This is a genomic window from Sorangium sp. So ce1036, from assembly GCF_051369805.1.
Classification (GTDB): domain Bacteria; phylum Myxococcota_A; class Polyangia; order Polyangiales; family Polyangiaceae; genus Sorangium; species Sorangium cellulosum_F.
Genome location: NZ_JBBMOX010000001.1, coordinates 4,421,628 through 4,438,811 on the forward strand (window position 1 = coordinate 4,421,628; position 17,184 = coordinate 4,438,811).

The following is a 17,184-nucleotide window of genomic DNA, read 5'->3' on the forward strand; positions in this document are numbered from 1 at the left end:
CAGCGTGACCGAAATCGTCTCGGCGTCCAGGGGCGAACGCGCGGCGCGTCGATCGCCTGGCGCGGGCGCCCTCGCCCCGGCGTGGGGGCGCCCGCGGTCAGAGCTCGTGCGGCATCAGGTCGCGCGGGCTCCGGAAGTACTGCAGCGGGGAGTAGGCGAGCAGGTTCGAGACCCGCGACGTGTAGATGCAGGCGTACTCCTCGACCTGATCGCCGAAGCTCGACGTCTCGTTCGCCTCCTTGAGCAGCGAGCCCCAGTAGGGGTGGAAGCGCCGGGCGATCTCGCGCTCCAGCTTGGCGACCTCGGCGTCGAGGGCGCGTAGCTGGCCGCGGATGCGCTCGACCGCGCGCTTCGTGCGGCCGCGCTCCGCCTCGTAGAACGACGTCGCGTAGTCGACCTGGGCGGGCGCGCCGTTCCCCGCCGCGAGCAGCGGCGCGGCGCCGTTGGCGGCGCCGTTCTTCCTCTGCTGCTCGTCCTCGATCTTGCGCGTGAGGTCCTTGTAGCGCTGCTGGTAGAAGCGGAGCTGATCCTCGAGCTCCTCGCGGCGCCCCTCGAGCATGGCGCTCTCCATGTGCTCGCGGCGGCACGACTCGTGCGCCGCGACCTCCGCCTCCATCTCCTGGATGATCATCGCCGTGCGCCACGCGCTCTCCTTCTTGGAGCGGAGGATGTCGCCGTAGATGTGGTCGCCCACGTAGAGGACCCGATCGCCGGAGATGTTCAGGAACTTCTCGAAGTCGTGGAGGTTGCCCCCCTCGTAGATGGCGCCGCGCTCGAGCGGCGCCGCGGCGGGGCGGACGTCGGCGCCGTCCCGCATGAGGAGCGGGCGGCGCTCCTGGAAGAACGCCGGCTTCTGCGCGGCGACCACGATCACGTCGAAGTAGTGCCGGAAGCTCGGGTACTCGGGCATCGCGTCGCCGAGCAGGTACGTCATCATCTTCTCGGTGAACGGCCAGCGAGAGTTCGTCAGCAGGAAGAGCTTCTTGCCCGCGGACCGGAACTTGTGGAGCGTCTGCGCGAGGTGCGGGTCGCGCTGGACGAAGCGCGGCAGGTCCGAGAGCACGACGTCGAGGATGGTGCCGTCCCGGTGCGCCTCGTCGATGCACTCGCGGATGTCGGTGAACAGCCGCGCGTAGTCGAGCGGCACGCCGCGCTCCTCGAGCGCGTCGACGATGCCCGCGTAGAGCGTGGCCTCGCTCAGCGCGTACAGCGTGTCGATCCAGTGATAGCGCGCGGTGTTCGGGCGGATCTTGCGGTGCTGGTAGAGCGACCTCAGCTCCTCCTTCGTGAGCTCCCGAAGGCCGTGGTACCCGCGCTGGACCACCTTGAACCGATCCATCTTGAGGACGTGGCCGAAGCGCTTGTCGATCAGGAGGCCGCGGATCGGGAAGTGGATCGGATAGCGGAGGCGCCGGAGCAGATCCTCGGGGTAGCCGCGCGCGGCGAGCTTCGTGATGGTCCCCTGGATGGAGAGGTTGTCCATCTCGGTCTGGTTGTAGATCGCCAGGGTGTAGTCCATGTCGAAGCCGACCCAGTCGATCCCCGCCAGCTTGAGGTTGCGGTTGACGAAGACGCGCCGGGTCCGCGGGATGCGCGTGGGCTCGGTCTGTGGGTAGAGCCCTCCGAGGGGGAGCTCGAGCTGCTCGAACAACACGGTGGGTCAGCTATCGTATCCCACGGAGCCGGGCGCACAAAGCGCGCGTCCTTGACGAACGCGTGACGTCGCCCCCCGCCGCACGCCGCCCTCGGCGTCACGCCGCTCGCGGATCGCCCGGCGGATCGCCCGAGGGCGCATCGTCGACCACCTCGGCGCGGCGCCGCGCACCGCCAGCTCGCCGACGCCGGCCGCGTCCAGGCTCCGCGCTCGCCGCGCCACCCTCCCTGTGCGCCGAGGGACCGCGCCGCGCGCCGGAGTGCGCGGCGCGGAGGATTTGCGCTATGGTGCGCGCCCCTCCCGCCTCGAGCGGTCACGAAGACGGATCCCCTCCGTCAACGACGGGCACCCTGTCCGATGCGTTTCGCAGCACCCAAGCCGAGCTCCCCCAAGCCCCCCGTTCAGCGCCCCACGTCCTGGTGGCTCAGCATGCTCCGCCGCCGCGCGGCGCGGATGTACGACGAAGAGCTCGATCTCTCCACGCCGATCGCGTGGGAGAGCGAGGCCGAGCGGAGCGCCGCGATCGCCTTCTTCAACGCCGCGTTCCGCGCCGAGGAGTCCGGCCTCACGCAGGCGCACGCGCTGGCCGACGAGGTGAGCCGCTGGGATCCGGAGCTCGGCGAGTGCCTCCGGCTCTATGGCGACGAGGAGGGGTGGCACCGCGAGCTGCTCACGAAGTTCCTGGCGCACATCGGCGGCGAGGTGCGCCCCATGGGCCGCGTCACCGGCACCTTCTATCGCCTGTACGGCCGCGCCAGGCGGGTCGAGACGATCGTGCTCACGAACCTCATGTTCGAGACGATCGGCTCGACGACGTACCGGCTCGCCCTGCGGGAGGCCCGCCACCCCGCCGTGCGGCAGATGCTCACGATCCTGACGCGCGACGAGTCCTTCCACGTCCCGCTCAACGTCCACTTCCTGCGGGAGGCGCTGAAGCGCAGCCCGCCCTCGAGGCGCCTCAAGCTGCGCGCCATCTACACCGCGCTCTTCGCGGCGCTGCTCGGCTCCGCGGCCGCGAGCCGCAGGCGCGCCCTCGCCTTCGACCGGATCCCGCTCCGCGTCCTCGCGGGCGCCTACGCCGAGCACCTCGGGCGGCTCTTCGTCCACGAGAGCGATCTCGACTTCGCCCCGCCGGAGCTGCTCCTGCGCCTGTTTGGCCACAGCCGGCGCGCGCTCGCGTCGTCCGAGGATCCGTCCGCCATCAGCGTGCTCTCGGCGGAGGCGGCGGTCGATCGCGAGCGCGTCGTCGTGACGGCGCTCGACGGCGCGCCGTCGGCCGACCTCTCGGCCGGGGCCAGCGCGCGCCAGGGATCGGCGCGGCGATGACCGCGTGCCACGGCGCCGCGCGCTCATCCCAGCCCGCGTCGTGACTGGCCCTGCGGGACGCTGGGCGCGGTACACTCGATGTTCCGGCGTGATGGGCTCGCGCGGGGCGGGCACCGGGGGGGAGTGTCGGAGCGTCGATGGCAGGCGAGGAGCAGCGGCGGAGCGGCTCGGAGAGCAGCGCCGGGACGAGGAGCGAGCCCGCGGAGCGCGCGACGGCGCCGGAGGCGCTGACGGCGCGGCCCTGGTCGCCCGTCGAGGCGGACGGGGAGGCGGGCGCCCTCGCGCAGGTGCGGCACGAGATCCGGGCGCTGCTCGGCGGGATCATCGGCATGAGCGGCCTCCTGCTCGACACCGAGCTCGATCCGGAGCAGCGGGCATGGGCCCGGCGCATCCGGAGCCACGGCGACGCGGCGCTCGCGATGGTCGACGACCTCATCGATCTCGGCCAGCCGGGCGGCCGAGGGCTGCACGTCGAGCCGGTCGACTTCGATCTGCGCCGCGCCGTCGAGGACGTGGCGGAGCTCCTCGTGGATCGCGCGCGCGACGACAGGACGGAGCTCGTGCTCGACATCGGACCGGACGTGCCGGGGCCGGTGCGCGGCGACGCGGCGCGGCTGAGGCAGCTGCTGCTGAACGTCGCCACCTGTGCGATCCGCGGGGCGCCCCGGGGCGAGGTGCTGATCCGCGTCGGCGCGGGAGAGGACGACGGCGCGGCGTCCGCGCGGGGCGGCGCGCACGAGGGGGCGATCGCGCCGGTGCGCTTCGACGTGCGCTTCGCGGGCGGGGCAGCGCCCCTGGCCAGCATGGACGGCCCGGAGGCAGGGGACGGCGGCGTGGCGAGGCCTGCGTCGGATCGGGGCCTGCGCGCCGCGCCCGGCGTCGCCGTCGCGCGGCGCCTGATCGGCGCGCTGGGCGGCGAGCTCCGCGCCGCCGCGGAGGCCGGCGCGCGCGGCCCGGGGATCTCGTTCGTCCTCCCGTTCGAGCGGCGCGGGCGCGCCTCGGACCGGGCGCTGATCCCGCGCATCGACCTGCCCGGAACGCGGGTGCTGGTGGTCGACGACAGCGGCTCGGTGCGCCGCGCGGTGCGGAGCCTGGTCGAGGAGCTCGGGCTGGCGTGCGGCGCCGCGCCGAGCGCCGCCGCGGCCCTCGCCGCGCTGCGCGATGCGGCCGGGGCCGGGCGCGCCTACGACATGGTGCTGATCGACCTCGAGCTCGCCGATCTCGACGGCCTCTCGCTGCTGCAACGGATCAAGGCGGACGCCGCGATCGCGCCCGTGCGCAGCGTCCTCATGACGTACCCCGGCAGGGAGGCGCCCAGCCGCGCCGAGGCCGACGCCGTGCTCATCAAGCCGATCCGGCGCGCTCCCCTGCAGTCGAGCCTGCGGCTGCTCGCGGGGCTGCCGCCGGAGCGCGTGGCCGGCGCGGCGCGCGCGCCGAGGTCGCGGCGAGGGACCCCCTCTCCCGAGGCGCAGAGCGCGCCGCGCTCGCAGGACGAGCTCGAGCGCGTCCTGCGGACGTTCTGCGCGCCGTCGCGGTCCGGCTCGTTCGAGGCCGGGCAGAAGGACCCCGACCCGCCGGGCGTCGAGCTCGCGCCGCCGACCCTGGTGACGCCCTCGTGCCCCCCGGCCAGGGAGCGCGCCCACCCCGCCGCGTCCTCGGTGCGGCGCGCCGCGCCGCGCGCGGTCGAGCCCGACGTGGTGACCGAGGTGATCGCGCTCTTCTTGACGGAGGCGCCGGCCCGGGTGGCGTCGATGCGCGAGGCCGCGGCGCGAGGCGCGCTGGGCGAGCTCGAGCGGCTCGCCTTCGGGCTCTACGAGAGCGCCGACCAGCTCGCGGCGCTCACCCTGAAAGAGCTCTGCGCGCGGCTCGACCGGGAGGCGCGGGCCGGGACGCTCGAGAGCGTGAGCGAGGCCGTGCACGCCGTCGCTCGAGAGGTGGAGCGCGTGCAGGCCTCGCTCGCCGCGGAGCTCAAGAAGCGCGGCCTCCGGTGAGAGCGCCGACCCGAGCCGGACCGAGCCGCTCCGGGACGGCGCGCGGCGGCCTGCCGCGCTGCCCGCGCGCGGCGCGGCGTCCCGGGGACGGCCGGCTCAGGTGAGGCCCACGAGCCTCGTGCTCATCTCCCAGAGCCGGGTGGCCGCCTCCGCGTCCGTCGCCATGCCCCGGAGGGGCCTCACCTTGGTCCGCTCGAAGAAGGCAGGGGTGTCGGTGTGCGACGTGTCGGCCAGGATCTCGAGGAGGTTCGCGGCGGCCTGGGTCGGCGTGGCGCCGACGACGTCGATCAGCTTCTTGAGGACGAACGAGGTGCCCTCGAACAGCCCTGACCGCACGAGCCCCGGATAATAGCAGAGCACCTGGGCCCCGGTCCCGGACAGCGTCTCGGAGAGGCGGCGCGCGGCGAGCACGAGCGCGAGCTTCGAGCGCGCCGAGGCCGAGAGGAACGAGTACGAGCGCTTCGACATGAGATCGTCGAAGTCGAGCCGGATGCTGTCCACCGGCGCGACCATGTTGACCACGCGCGCGCCGCGCGCGGCGCCGAGCCGGTCGAGCAGCAGGTTCGAGAGCAGGAAATGGGACAGGTAGTTCACCTGAAACGTCATCTCGAGGCCGTCGGCCGACTCGGCGCGCTCGCGCAGGAAGATCCCCGCGTTGTTCATGAGCAGGTGAACGACGTCACATCGATCCGCCACCTGCCTGGCCGCCGCGCGCACCGACGCGAGCCGGCCGAGGTCGCACGCGATGACGTCGACCTCGCCCGGCCCCTTCAGCGCGGAGAGCTTCCTCGCCCCCTCGGAGCCGGGCCTGCGGGACAGCACGATCACGCGGGCGCCCTGCCGCGCGAGCGCGGAGGCCGTCGCGAGCCCGATCCCCGATGTGCCGCCGGTGATCACGGCGACTTTCCCCGTCATGCTCTGCGCACACCCCATCTCCCGCCTCCTCGTCTCGCCGTCCTCGTCCCCTCGTCGCCTGCGGCGGCGGCCTGCAACGACGCTCCAGGGGCTCGTCGACGACAGCAGCAGGCAGCGGACTCACGCGGGATGAGCCGAGATGACGCGCGCCTGCCGGACCCCCCGGGAAAGGCAATCATCATTCCCCCGCCGGGACACAGGTACGACCATGCCCGCATCACGTCAAGGAAGCTTTGCGCATTGCAGCACGCGCCCCTGAGTTGCGGGGAAATCGCCATGGCCCCTGTCGAGCCTGCCAGTGCGTCCACGTCGCAGTCGTGCACATGGACGGTATTCGCGGGAACGCGTCGGGCGCGGCGCGTCAGGAGGCCGGCGTCTCCTCGACCACGTGCAGGCCGTATTTTTCAAGACACCAGAGCACGCCGATGAGCAGGCTCCGCTTGTCGTTCACGAACGACGGCTTCTTTCCCTCGAAGCAGTGACCCGCGAGCTGGAAACCCCAGCCCGTCGCGAACATCGCGGCCGCCAGCGGGAGGCCGATGAGGGTCGCGCCCACGGGGAAGCTCGCGACGATCAGCGGTATGCCGATCTGGTGACACGCCTGGTTGCGCGGGTCCTGATGGTCCTGCTTGTACTGGTGGAGCACCTGTGTCCATTCGGCGTTGAGGCGGATCATCGCGCCATTCTACCACGCTGCCGCCCTCCGCTCGGCGCGCCGGGGCGCGCTGCGCCGCGGGGGGGGCAACGTCACGCCCGCCGCGTGGCCCGCGCATCGCGCTGCGCGCAGCGCGGGCCACGCGCGGCGCAGCGCCGCTTCCGGGTTGCCATTGGGCGGAATGAGGCGTAGGGGGGGCAGCGTGCGCGGTCACAGCACCGGTCCCATGGCCACGACTGCATCGCTGTCGTTCAAGACGGCGGAGCTCGTCCAGAGGGCGCGCGCGGAGAAGCGGCGTGTGCTCCTGCTCGTCTATCACCATGACGGCGTCGAGATGTCCCCGATGAGCCCCGGGGTCGGCGTCGTCGTCGGCAGGGAGCCCCCGGCCGACGTGGTGATCCGGGACAGGAGCATGTCGCGCAGGCACGCGCGCTTCACGCTCGTGGGCGGCGAGGTCGTGGTCGAGGACCTGGGCTCGCGCAACGGGACGCGCGTCGCGGGCCAGCGGGTCGAGCGCGGCGTCGTGAAGGCGGGCGACGAGGTGCTGCTCGGCGGCGTCGTCGCGTCGGTGCACGTGCTCTCCGGCGGCGAGCTGCCGCTCTTCGGCCTGGAGGGCTCCGACGCGCTGCGCGTCGCCCTGCAGGCCGAGATCGCGCGGTCAAGGTTCTTCGGCCGCAAGTTCGCGCTCGCCGTGGTCCGCTCGCTCGGCGTCCAGGCGAGCCACCTCCGGCACTGGGCCCTCCGCGTGCGCGAGGCGCTGCGGCCCGTCGATCGCGTCGCCTTCTACAGCGCCGACACGCTCGAGATCCTGCTCCCCGAGATCACGGCCGAGCTCGCGGAGGAGCTCGCGCGGGGGATCGTCGCGCGCAGGGAGGGCGAGCCGGCGCTGGTGGCGGGGGTCGCGGTGTTCCCCGACGCCGCGACCTCCATCGACAAGCTCATCGAGGTGGGCCACGAGGCGTCGCGGAGCGCGAGCCCCGAGGCGCCCGTGCGCGTCGCGAGCCCGGAGGGGGCGCTGCTCTACGTCGCCCCCAGGGCCGGCGACGCCCGGCCGCGAGCGCAAGAGGGCTCCCAGGGCGCGTCACCGGAGAGCGCGTGGGAGGCGGACGGGCACGTCCTGGCGACCCAGAGCCCGCTCATGCGCTCGGTGGTCGAGGTGGCGCTGCGGGCCGCGCGCTCCGCGATCCCCGTGCTCCTGCGCGGCGAGACCGGGACGGGCAAGGAGGTGCTCGCGAGGTTCATCCACGACCGCAGCCCTCGCCGCGCCGGGCCGCTCATCTGCGTGAACTGCGGGGCGATCCCCGCGCTGCTCATCGAGAGCACCCTCTTCGGCCACGAGCGCGGCGCCTTCACGGGCGCGAGCCAGCAGCACAAGGGGGTCTTCGAGGCGGCCGCGGGCGGCACGGTGCTGCTCGACGAGGTCGGCGAGCTCCCCGCGGCCGCGCAGGCCGCGCTCCTGCGCGTGCTCGAGACCAAGCGCGTGACGCGCGTCGGCGCGACCCGGGAGATCGAGGTCGACGTCCGCGTCATCGCGGCCACGCACCGCGACCTCGACGCCATGTGCGATGAGGGCACGTTCCGGCTCGATCTGCTCTACCGGCTGAACGCGATGACGCTGGACATCCCGCCGCTCCGCGCTCGCCGGGACGACATCGCGCCGCTCGCGGCGGGCTTCCTGGAGCAGGCGAACCGCGCGCACCAGGGCAAGGTCCGGTCGATCGCGCCCGAGGCGCTGGCCCTCCTGAAGGGCTACGCGTGGCCTGGCAACGTGCGCGAGCTCCGCAACGCCATCGAGCGGGCGGTGGTGATCGCGGAGGGGGAGGCCATCCTGGCGCGCGATCTCCCGGAGCGCATCCGTCACACGGTGAGCGTGTCGAGCCCGCCGCGCGCGTCGCCTCGAGCCGCGGAGCTCTCGCGATCGTCCGAGCCCGACGGGGCGCCGAGCGCGCCGGCCGTGACCCGGCGCGCCTCCGAGCCGGCGCGCGGGGCCGCCGACCCCGCGCCGCCGGCGGCCCCTGCGGCGGGTGGGCTCAAGATCCGGCTGGAGCAGATCGAGGCCGATCTCCTGATCGAGGCGCTGCGCGCGTCCGACTGGAACCAGACCGAGGCGGCGCGGCGCCTCGAGCTGCCGCTGCGGACGCTCCAGCACAAGATCAAGGTCTACGGCATCAAGAAGCTCGGCTACGGCGTCAGCCGATGACCGCCGCCGCGCCGGGGCGCGAGCGCCGCCGGCCGGCGGCGCGTCCTCTCGCGGGGAGGTGCCTCCGCGTGGGGAGGCGCCCGCTCGTGGGCTGATGGCGCCCGTTACTGGGAGAACCCTTCCAGCATGTAATGCGCCTCGATCCGCTTGAGCGCGAGCACCATCGCGGCGAGCCGCATCGGCAGGCGCTTGCCCAGCACGAACCCGGTCGAGTCGTGGTCTGCCGAGCGGCGCGGGCGATCCTCCGCGATATCGCAGATGAGGCGGTAGTTGCTCTTGATGGCGCGCTCGAGCCGCGCGTTCACCTCGCCCTCGGTCCAGTGCTCCATGCGCTTGTTCTGGATCCACTCGTAGTAGGAGACGGTCACGCCGCCCGCGTTGCCGATGATGTCGGGGATGACGCTGATGCCGCGCTCCGCGAGCACCTTGTCGCCCTCTGTCGTGGTGGGGCGGTTGGCGCCCTCGGCCACGAGCTTCACCTTGAGCCGCTCGGCCACCTCCCCGGTGACGGCGTCGCCGAGCGCGGCCGGGATGCAGATGTCCGCATCGACGCTCCAGAAATCGCCCGGCGCGATCGGCTGGGCGCCGCCGTAGCCGGCGACCGAGCGCCGCAGGTTCTGGGGGTTCGCGTGGACGTGGGTGATCAGGGCGCCGACGTCGATGCCGTTCGGGTCGTAGACGGCGCCGTCGGCGTCCTGCACGGCGATGCAGCGCGCGCCCATCTTGCAGAGGATCTCGGCGGCGGCGGAGCCGACGTTGCCGAACCCCTGCACGATGAACCGCGCTCCCGCGGGGGTGAGGCCGCGCTGCGCGTACCACTCCTCGACGCAGTAGGCGAGCCCCTGCCCGGTCGCCTTGGCGCGCCCCTCGGAGCCGCCGATGCGCACGTCCTTGCCCGTCACGACGCCGCGGTGGTTGTGCCGTTCGCGCTCGCCGTCGCTGTACTGGCGCAGGAGCCACGCCATCACCTGGGGGTTCGTGCCCACGTCGGGCGCGGGGATGTCGACGTTGGGCCCGACGAGCTGCTTCAGCCGGTACATGTAACGCAGTGAGATCGACTCGAGCTCTTCCTTGCTGTGCTCGCGCGGATCCATGCGAATGCCCCCCTTGGCGCCGCCGAACGGGACGTCCGCTATCGCGGTCTTCCACGTCATCTCGGCGGCGAGCGCGTTGAACAGGTCGAGGGACACGGCCTTGTGGAAGCGCAGCCCGCCCTTGTAGGGCCCCCGCGCCTGGTTGTGCTGGACCCGGTACGCCTTGAAGCGGGCGAACTCGCCAGGCTCGATCCGGTACAGCCCCTGGTCGCCGAGACGGATCACGCCGTCCTGGATGTGAATCGAGCCGCTCCGGAGCGCCTCGGGCCGGAGGATGAGCTTGCCGTTGAAGAGCGGGGTGATCGCGGCCCGGTTCGGGATCACCGACGGAGGGAGCCGCTCGTAGGCCGCGGCCGCCTCTCCGCGGAGCGGGACCAGGCGGTCCTGCAGCTGCGCGGTGACATAGAAGATGTGCTCGTAGTCGGGCTGCTCGAGCTCCAGCCGGACGCGGGGAGCCAGGCCGATGAGGTCCGCGGCAGCGTGAAACACCGCCATCGACTCGCCGAAGATGTTGGTCTCCGGCTCTCGTTCCAGGAGGGGAGGTTCTTCCATCGCCGTATGCTGCCTCGACCGCGAGGCGGGGATCCATTCTTTCGCGCGGCGCGCGCGCGGGTGTGACGCGAGTCACCCTTCGATTTGTGGGGGGAGCTCGCAAGGCCGATCCGGGGAAAGGTGACGTGGAGGACGCCGCGCATGGCACGGCGGCTCGCTTCGCCGCGGTGCGTGCTGCGCGACGCGTCGGCCGGCGGACGTTCGCCGGCGCGAGGGAGGCCGGCGCGGCCCGCCCGGAGCGACGCGGCAGCGGCTGCCCGCCGCGCCGCGCACGGCGGCGCGGCGGGCAGCGCGCGGTCAGCACCTCTCCAGGGGAACGACGTCAGAAGGGGCCGCCGAGGCCAAGGCCGCCCAGGCCAGGAGACCCGAAGCCGCCATACCCCAGGCCGCCGAGGCCAGGGCCGCCATAGGGGCCACCCAGGCCGCCGAGGCCAGGGCCGCCATAGGGGCCACCCAGGCCGCCGAGGCCAGGGCCGCCATAGGGGCCACCCAGGCCGCCGTACGGGAGCCCGGCCCCGGGGCCGAACCCGGGACCGAAACCGCCCGGATAGCCAATGCCGCCGCCCAGCCCGCCGCCGAACGGCATGCCGCCGAACGGCCCGCCGCCAAGCGGCATGCCGCCGCCAAACGGCCCGCCGAGCGGCATGCCACCCGGCCCCTGCCCGACCGGCCCCTGCCCGATCGGCCCGCCCGGCCCGCCGATGCCGATGGGCCCGCCCTTGCCGATGGGCCCCCCGCCCGGCAGGCCGATCGGCCCACCCTTGCCGGGGATCTGACCGACATCGGTCTTGCCCGGCAGCCCCGGCAGCGGGCCGCCGCGCGGCTCTTCCTGCTCCTGCTCCTCCAACGCCTGCGCGCTCGACGCCACGTCGACGTCGGCCTGCTCCAAGTCGGCTTCTTCCAGATCCACCGCGTCGACTGCGCATCCGGTCATCAACGCAGCCAGGAGCATCGCCGCTTGCGCCATCTTCATATCGATTGAGCTAATCATCCGTCCTCCTTCCATGCCCCGCGACGACCCCAGGTCCGCGGCGGCATGTTGAGCGGCGTGGAGAGCAGGCTGCGTGCCCGAGAGCTCGTGTGCAGACGCTGCCACATCGGTGTTATGTGGCCGCCGGACGGCGACGGCGAAGATGCATTGTCTGAAGCCGCGCCCCGCGGGGATTCTGGCCCCGTTTCATCGCGCCGGAGCCCCGCCGCGCCGCGCGTCTCGCCGCCGCCTCGGAGCGCCGATGTGGGACGCTCCAGGGCGCTGGAGAAAGGCAAATGTCGCCGCGCCCCGCGGGGCGCGCGGCGCGCGGCGCGCGGCGGGACGGGATGAGAGTGGCCCGACTTGCGGCTTTGTCTGGCCCTGCAAACCGCATTTCCGAAGACCCGGTCGATCTCTGCAATCGAGGGCCGCGTCGACTCGATACCACCGCTCCTCGACGGCAGCGCGCGCGCACGGCCGCGGCGTCTGGTCACGCCCTGCTCAGCCCACCTCGTCCGATACGGCCCCCGAGCGGCGCCCGCCCCGCGGCGACCCCGGCCGCGTCGCGCGGATCCCACGCCGCGCGCTCTGCTGCGCTGCTCCCGCCGTCGTCCGGAACGACGGCGTCGCCGCCGCCGTAAGTCGCGGACGGCGGCCCCGCGAGGCAGCAGGAACGGCTGTCAGCGCGCAACGTCCCGCCGATGAGATCAGCGCGACGCGGCTGTCCGCAGCGCTGCAGGGAAAGTCGGCTCGATCGCGACTCCTGCGCCTGGCAGGAGCCCGTCTCCTGTTGTAAGATCCATTACGCTGAAGGAGTTCGCGCAGCGTCGATCTGGCGCTGTCCTCGTCATCGCCGCGGACTCCCCAGCAGCGAGCTCACCAGCAGCGCGCTGACGTGCGTGGAGCGCCGGTCCAGGCAGGACACGCGCGGCCCTCGGGCTGCTGCGGGCGCTCGGGGGAGAGATCAACCGCAGAGGCGGAGGCGCGGGCGAGCACGGCGCGCGCTCTCCAGGGAGGGTATCGCATGCGCACTGGCGCAACGCGCCCGGGGTCATTCCGGCTGGCCGCCTGCATGGCGGGGCTCTCGCTGCTCGCCGCGGGGTGCAATCCCCCGGTGCGGGGCGCCGGCGCGACGCGCGAAGGCGAGAGCGTCGCGGAGCGCTGCGCGCGCGGGCACGTGCTCGGCCCCGACGGGTGCATGCCAGTGGGCATCCAGGGGTGCGCCGACCTGTTCGTGGAGGACGATGGCCTCTGCCACCCCGCGATGGCGAAGTGCCCCCCGGGGACGATCCCGAAGTTCGACGAGGGGTGTATCGCCGTCGGCATTCCGCGGTGCGCTCCGGAGTTCGTGGGCGACGACGGGCTGTGCAGGCCGACCATGGCGAAGTGCCCGACAGGCACGTTCGCCGCGCCGGACGCGGGGTGCGTCACCGTCGACGGCCCCAACGGCTGCGGGAGCGGGCCGTGGGGGAACATCCCTCGCGGGCCCGGAAACCTCTATGTGGACCCGAGCTACTCCGGCGAGGACAGCGACGGCTCCGAAGAGAGGCCGCTGACCACGCTCTCGGCGGCGCTGGAGCTCGTCGCCGAGGGCGGGACGATCGCGCTCGCGGGAGGGACCTACGACGAGCCGGTCGTCATCACGAGGTCGCTCGCGGTCGTCGGCCGGTGCGCCGCGCGCGTACGGGTCCGCGGGGTGAGCACCATCGTCCACCCTCCCGCGATCGTGTCCGTGCTCGACGCGGGGGAGGTGACGCTCCGCGGGATCGAGCTCGGCGGGGAAGGCGCCGGCGTGGTCGCGACGGGCGCGACCGCCGTGGCGCTCGAGCGCGTTCACATCAGGAGCGCTGTCCATGCCGGCGTGGTGGCGAGCGGCGGCGCGCGGCTCTCGGTCGCGCAGAGCTGGATCGACGGGACGCGCCCCGGCGCCGCGGGCGCGGGGGTCGGCGCCCTCGCGGAGAGCGGCGGCGCGCTCTCGGTGAAGGAGAGCGCCGTCACCGGCAACCAGGCCGCCGGCGTCTCGGCGGCTCACGCCCGGACCACGGCGGCCGTGGTGGGCAGCCTCATCGAGGGCACGGCGCCGTCGGAGCACCTCGGCGACGGCCAGGGGCTCGTCGTCCGCGACGGCGCCGAGGCGTCGATCGAGCGCACGGCGCTCATCGGAAACCGGCTATCGGGGATCTTCGCGACCACGGGCGCCTCGGCGCGCGTGTCCGGCGCGCTCGTCGAGGGGACGAACCCGGGGCCGGACGGCCTCACCTACGGCGTCGGCGTTCACGCGGCCCTGCGGTCGCGCGTCGCGGTCGACACGAGCGTGGTCCTGCGCAACGCGGAGGTCGGCGTCGCCGCCATCGGCGTGGACACCGCGGCGGAGGTGACGCGGAGCCTGATCCAGGGCACCGTCGCGGCCGCGCCCGCGTCGCCGCTGGGCGGCGTCGGGGTCGCCGTCGCCCGCGGGGCGACGCTGCACCTCCGCGACAGCGCCGTCTGGAAGAACCGCGCGTCCGGAGTTCATGTGGCGGATCTGTCCGCGGAGCTCATCGCCGAGGGCAACCTCATCGAGGGGACCTTCGCCGAAGGGGTGTGGGGCGGCGGCGCCGGGGTGAGCGTGGTGGATGGCCGCGCGACGCTCGCCTCGAACGCCATTCGCGACAACGAGGGGGCTGGCCTGTCGGTGGGATACCTCGGGTCGGAGGCCAAGGTGACAGGCAACCTCGTCGAAGGGCACGTCGCGCCGGACCGCAGCCTGCCGGTGGGGCAGGGGATCGTCATCTACCAGGGCGCCCGCGCGGTGCTCGCGGGCAACGCCGTGAGCGGCAACCGCTCCGTCGGCGTCCTCCTCTTCGCAGAGCGGCCGGACGGCGAGGTCGAGATCACGGGCGATCTCGTGCAGGACACCGCGGGCGCCGACGGGGACGACCGCGGCGGCATCGGCGTCGCCGCGGTGAACTACAAGCTCCGGCTCACCTCGTCGCTCCTCCGGACGAGCCGTACGGCCGGCCTGGCGCTGTTCAGCGCCGAGGCCGAGGTCTCCCGCGCGCTCGTCGACGGAGTGCTGGGCGGCCGCCGTGCCGCGGAGGGCGAGCGGCGCGACGACGTCGTGGCCGACGGTGTCCTGGCGATCGCCGGGTCCACGGCCGTCCTCACGGACGTCCGGGTGACCGGCTGCGCGCGGGCGGGGATCCTGTACGACCGGAGCTCGGGTCGCCTCTCCCGGGTGCGCGCATCGGGCAATCTCTTCGGCCTGGTCGTGCAGGGCGGCGAGGCGCCCGACGTCGGGAAGGGGAGCGTGTTCGTCGACAACAGGGCGGCGGACGAGCTCATCGGCGGCGGCCTCCGGGTGCCGCTCTCCGCTCCACCGCTCCTGTGACGATGGGCCACCTTGCTCCCTTCAGCCCGCCCGCTCCCCGCGCCGCGCAACGCCGGAGACATCGAATGGATACATTGTGGACATCTGACGTCCGCCGACGCTCGATGCGGGGACGAGCTCCCAGCCGTCGAGTCGCGCGCCCGCACTGGACCCTTGCGCCCACCCGCCGCATCGACGCGCGTTCCTGACAGGATCTCCTGCACCAGGACGGAGCGCGTCCAGCGCTGACCGTGCGAGCGCTGCCCTCCGCCGGCCGTCAAGAAAATGGAAAATTCTGGTCTTGTCACGGGCGGCACGCCTCTGGTAGAGAGGCTCTGCAACGACCCGCCAAAGGCCCGCTTCTTTCTTACTGTGGTTCAGGAAAATAACAGTGTCAGTGTCTGCTTCTCGTTCCACGTGACGCGTGGGGGGCGGTGCGTGATGGCTCCGTGAGACTGCGTTGCTGCTGCGAGGCATGACGCGCCACGACATTCGCTCTGAAAGCGCACGTGAGGACGAGGCACGAGAACATCAAGGCCGCCTCGAATCCCGTTGACACTGATGTACGACGACCGCTACAGTGCCAACGTCTGCATGCCGGTATGGTGCGCTGCGGCGCGGGGCCGAACTCCGGCGAGGTCGCTCTGGTCGAGCGGCGGCTCCCAGTGAACAAGAATGACGTGGGAGAGGGACGGTGGGTACTCGGGCGTGCCCACACGGGCCCGCGAGGAGCATTCTGATGAGGGACTGGTTCTTGCCGCGCCGGACGCTTGTCCTGTCGGCGCTGCTTCTTTCGGTCGGTGCGATGACGGGCTGCGACAAGCAGCCCAAGCCCACGCCTGAAGGGCAGAAGGCCCCCCTGACGGCTGCCAAGCCCGCGACCGATACCTTCCTTACCGTCTCCATCGAGCAGCAAGCCTCGTGGGTGCGCAACTTCAACCCCCTGCTCGCGCCGGGCAATGTTCGCTGGCCAACCGTGGCTGGCATTTACGAGCCGCTCCTCGTTTACAACACCATGAAGGGTGAGTTCACCCCGTGGCTCGCGTCGAAGTACGAGTGGAGCAACGGGAACAAGACGCTCACCTTCACGACGCGCTCCAACGTCAAGTGGTCCGATGGCCAGCCGTTCACGGCAAAGGATGTGGCCTTCACCTTCGGGCTCCTGAAGAAGCACGCCGCGCTCGATCTGCACGGCGTCTGGAAGTGGCTGAGCGCGATCGAGGCCAAGGACGACACGACGGTCGAGTTCACGCTGACGCGGCCGTACGTCCCCGGGCTCACGTACCTCGGCCACCAGCCGATCGTGCCGGAGCACAAGTGGAAGGACGTGACGGATCCGGTCACGTACACGAACGAGAACCCGGTCGCGACGGGGCCGTTCACCGAGGTCAAGACGTTCCAGAACCAGATTTACGAGCTCGGCCGGAACCCGAACTACTGGCAGGAGGGTAAGCCCGCGATCAAGGGCCTTCGTTTCCCGGCTTACCCGGGCAACGATCAGGCGAACCTGGCGCTCCTGAACGGCGAGGTCGACTGGGCTGGCAATTTCGTCCCGGAGATCGAGAAGGTCTACGTCGGCAAGGACCCGGCGAATCACCACTACTGGTTCCCGCTCGTCGGGAGCACCGTGTTCGTCTACACGAACACGACGAAGAAGCCGCTCGACGACGTGAGACTGCGCAAGGCGCTCAGCATGGCGCTCGACCGCGAGCAGATCGTCAAGGTCGCCATGAACAACTACACGCGGCCGGCGGACGCGACCGCGCTCAGCGACGCGCACGAGCGCTGGCGCAACCCGAAGGCGGTCGAGGCGGGCGACTGGGTCAAGTTCGACGTGGCCAAGGCGAACCAGCTGCTCGACGAGGCGGGCTATGCCAAGGGGGCGGACGGCACCCGGGCGAAGGACGGGAAGCCGCTGCGCTTCGACATCAACGTTGTGACGGGCTGGTCCGACTGGGTGCGCGCGGCGCAGATCGTCACGCAGCAGTTGAAAGGGGTCGGCGTCGATGTCACGCTGAAGACGTACGACTTCAGCGCATTCTTCGAGGCGCTCCAGAAGGGCACGTTCGATCTGTCGATGGGCTGGTCGAACGAGGAGCCGACGCCCTACAACTTCTATCGCGACCTCCTGGGCACCGCGACCGTGCGACCGGTCGGGGAGGCGGCCGCGCGCAACTGGCACCGCTTCGGCGCCAAGCAGGCGGATCCTCTCTTCGAGGCGTTCGAGGCGGCGACGGCGACCGCGGATCAGAAGAAGATCCTCGACCAGCTCCAGATGCTCTTCGTCGAGACGGTGCCGTCCATCCCGCTGTTCCCCGGGCCCTCCTGGGGTGAGTACAACACGAAGCGCTTCACGGGGTTCCCGAGCAAGGAGAACCCGTACGCGAAGCTCTCGCCGAACAACCCACCCGAGTACCTGCTCGTCCTCACTGAGCTCAAGCCGAAGTGAAGTTGAGCGTGACCTGAGTCGGAGACCAG

The 17,184-nt window shown here is 72.3% G+C and carries 10 protein-coding genes; 5 read left to right on the forward strand and 5 right to left on the reverse strand.

Translation table 11 applies throughout. The features are described from left to right. Positions 1 to 97 precede the first annotated feature (97 nt). A complete protein-coding gene (locus WMF31_RS16770; protein ID WP_436602904.1) occupies positions 98 to 1,654 on the reverse strand; it encodes an HAD-IG family 5'-nucleotidase in 1,557 nt (518 codons plus the stop codon). A gap of 357 nt (positions 1,655 to 2,011) precedes the next feature. On the opposite strand from WMF31_RS16770, the gene WMF31_RS16775 reads away from it, so the two are divergent. Beyond that, positions 2,012 to 2,980 (forward strand): ferritin-like domain-containing protein, encoded by a 969-nt coding sequence (locus WMF31_RS16775; RefSeq protein WP_436602905.1) that lies wholly within the window; start codon positions 2,012 to 2,014, stop codon positions 2,978 to 2,980. Positions 2,981 to 3,117: 137 nt separating this feature from the next. After that, the gene (locus WMF31_RS16780) at positions 3,118 to 4,971 is read left to right on the forward strand and encodes a response regulator (RefSeq protein ID WP_436602906.1); all 1,854 of its coding nucleotides are present in this window, start codon (positions 3,118 to 3,120) and stop codon (positions 4,969 to 4,971) included. Between the two features lie 96 nt (positions 4,972 to 5,067). On the opposite strand, the gene WMF31_RS16785 is transcribed toward WMF31_RS16780, so the two are convergent. Together WMF31_RS16785 and WMF31_RS16790 are read right to left on the reverse strand one after the other, a co-directional pair. After that, complete coding sequence (locus WMF31_RS16785; protein ID WP_436602907.1) at positions 5,068 to 5,886, reverse strand: SDR family NAD(P)-dependent oxidoreductase; 819 nt, start codon at positions 5,884 to 5,886, stop codon at positions 5,068 to 5,070. A gap of 361 nt (positions 5,887 to 6,247) precedes the next feature. Further along, entirely contained in the window at positions 6,248 to 6,562 is a 315-nt protein-coding gene (locus tag WMF31_RS16790; protein WP_436602908.1) for an Mpo1-like protein, read from the reverse strand. Between the two features lie 205 nt (positions 6,563 to 6,767). Between WMF31_RS16790 and WMF31_RS16795 the strand changes: the two genes are divergently transcribed. After that, positions 6,768 to 8,741, forward strand: a complete 1,974-nt coding sequence (locus WMF31_RS16795) for a sigma 54-interacting transcriptional regulator (RefSeq protein WP_436602909.1) — start codon at positions 6,768 to 6,770, stop codon at positions 8,739 to 8,741. A 104-nt stretch (positions 8,742 to 8,845) separates the two neighbouring features. Here the strand turns inward: WMF31_RS16795 and WMF31_RS16800 are convergent, their stop codons facing one another. After that, entirely contained in the window at positions 8,846 to 10,387 is a 1,542-nt protein-coding gene (locus WMF31_RS16800; protein ID WP_436602910.1) for a Glu/Leu/Phe/Val family dehydrogenase, read from the reverse strand. A 322-nt stretch (positions 10,388 to 10,709) separates the two neighbouring features. Beyond that, on the reverse strand, positions 10,710 to 11,378 hold the full coding sequence (locus tag WMF31_RS16805) for a hypothetical protein (protein WP_436602911.1): 669 nt from the start codon (positions 11,376 to 11,378) through the stop codon (positions 10,710 to 10,712). 1,003 nt (positions 11,379 to 12,381) lie between these two features. Here WMF31_RS16805 and WMF31_RS16810 point away from each other — a divergent pair. Together WMF31_RS16810 and WMF31_RS16815 are read left to right on the forward strand one after the other, a co-directional pair. After that, complete coding sequence (locus tag WMF31_RS16810) at positions 12,382 to 14,727, forward strand: right-handed parallel beta-helix repeat-containing protein (RefSeq protein WP_436602912.1); 2,346 nt, start codon at positions 12,382 to 12,384, stop codon at positions 14,725 to 14,727. A 718-nt stretch (positions 14,728 to 15,445) separates the two neighbouring features. Beyond that, positions 15,446 to 17,155 carry an ABC transporter substrate-binding protein gene (locus WMF31_RS16815; RefSeq protein WP_436602913.1) on the forward strand — a complete coding sequence of 570 codons (1,710 nt, stop codon included), beginning with the start codon at positions 15,446 to 15,448 and terminating at the stop codon, positions 17,153 to 17,155. Positions 17,156 to 17,184: the final 29 nt, after the last annotated feature.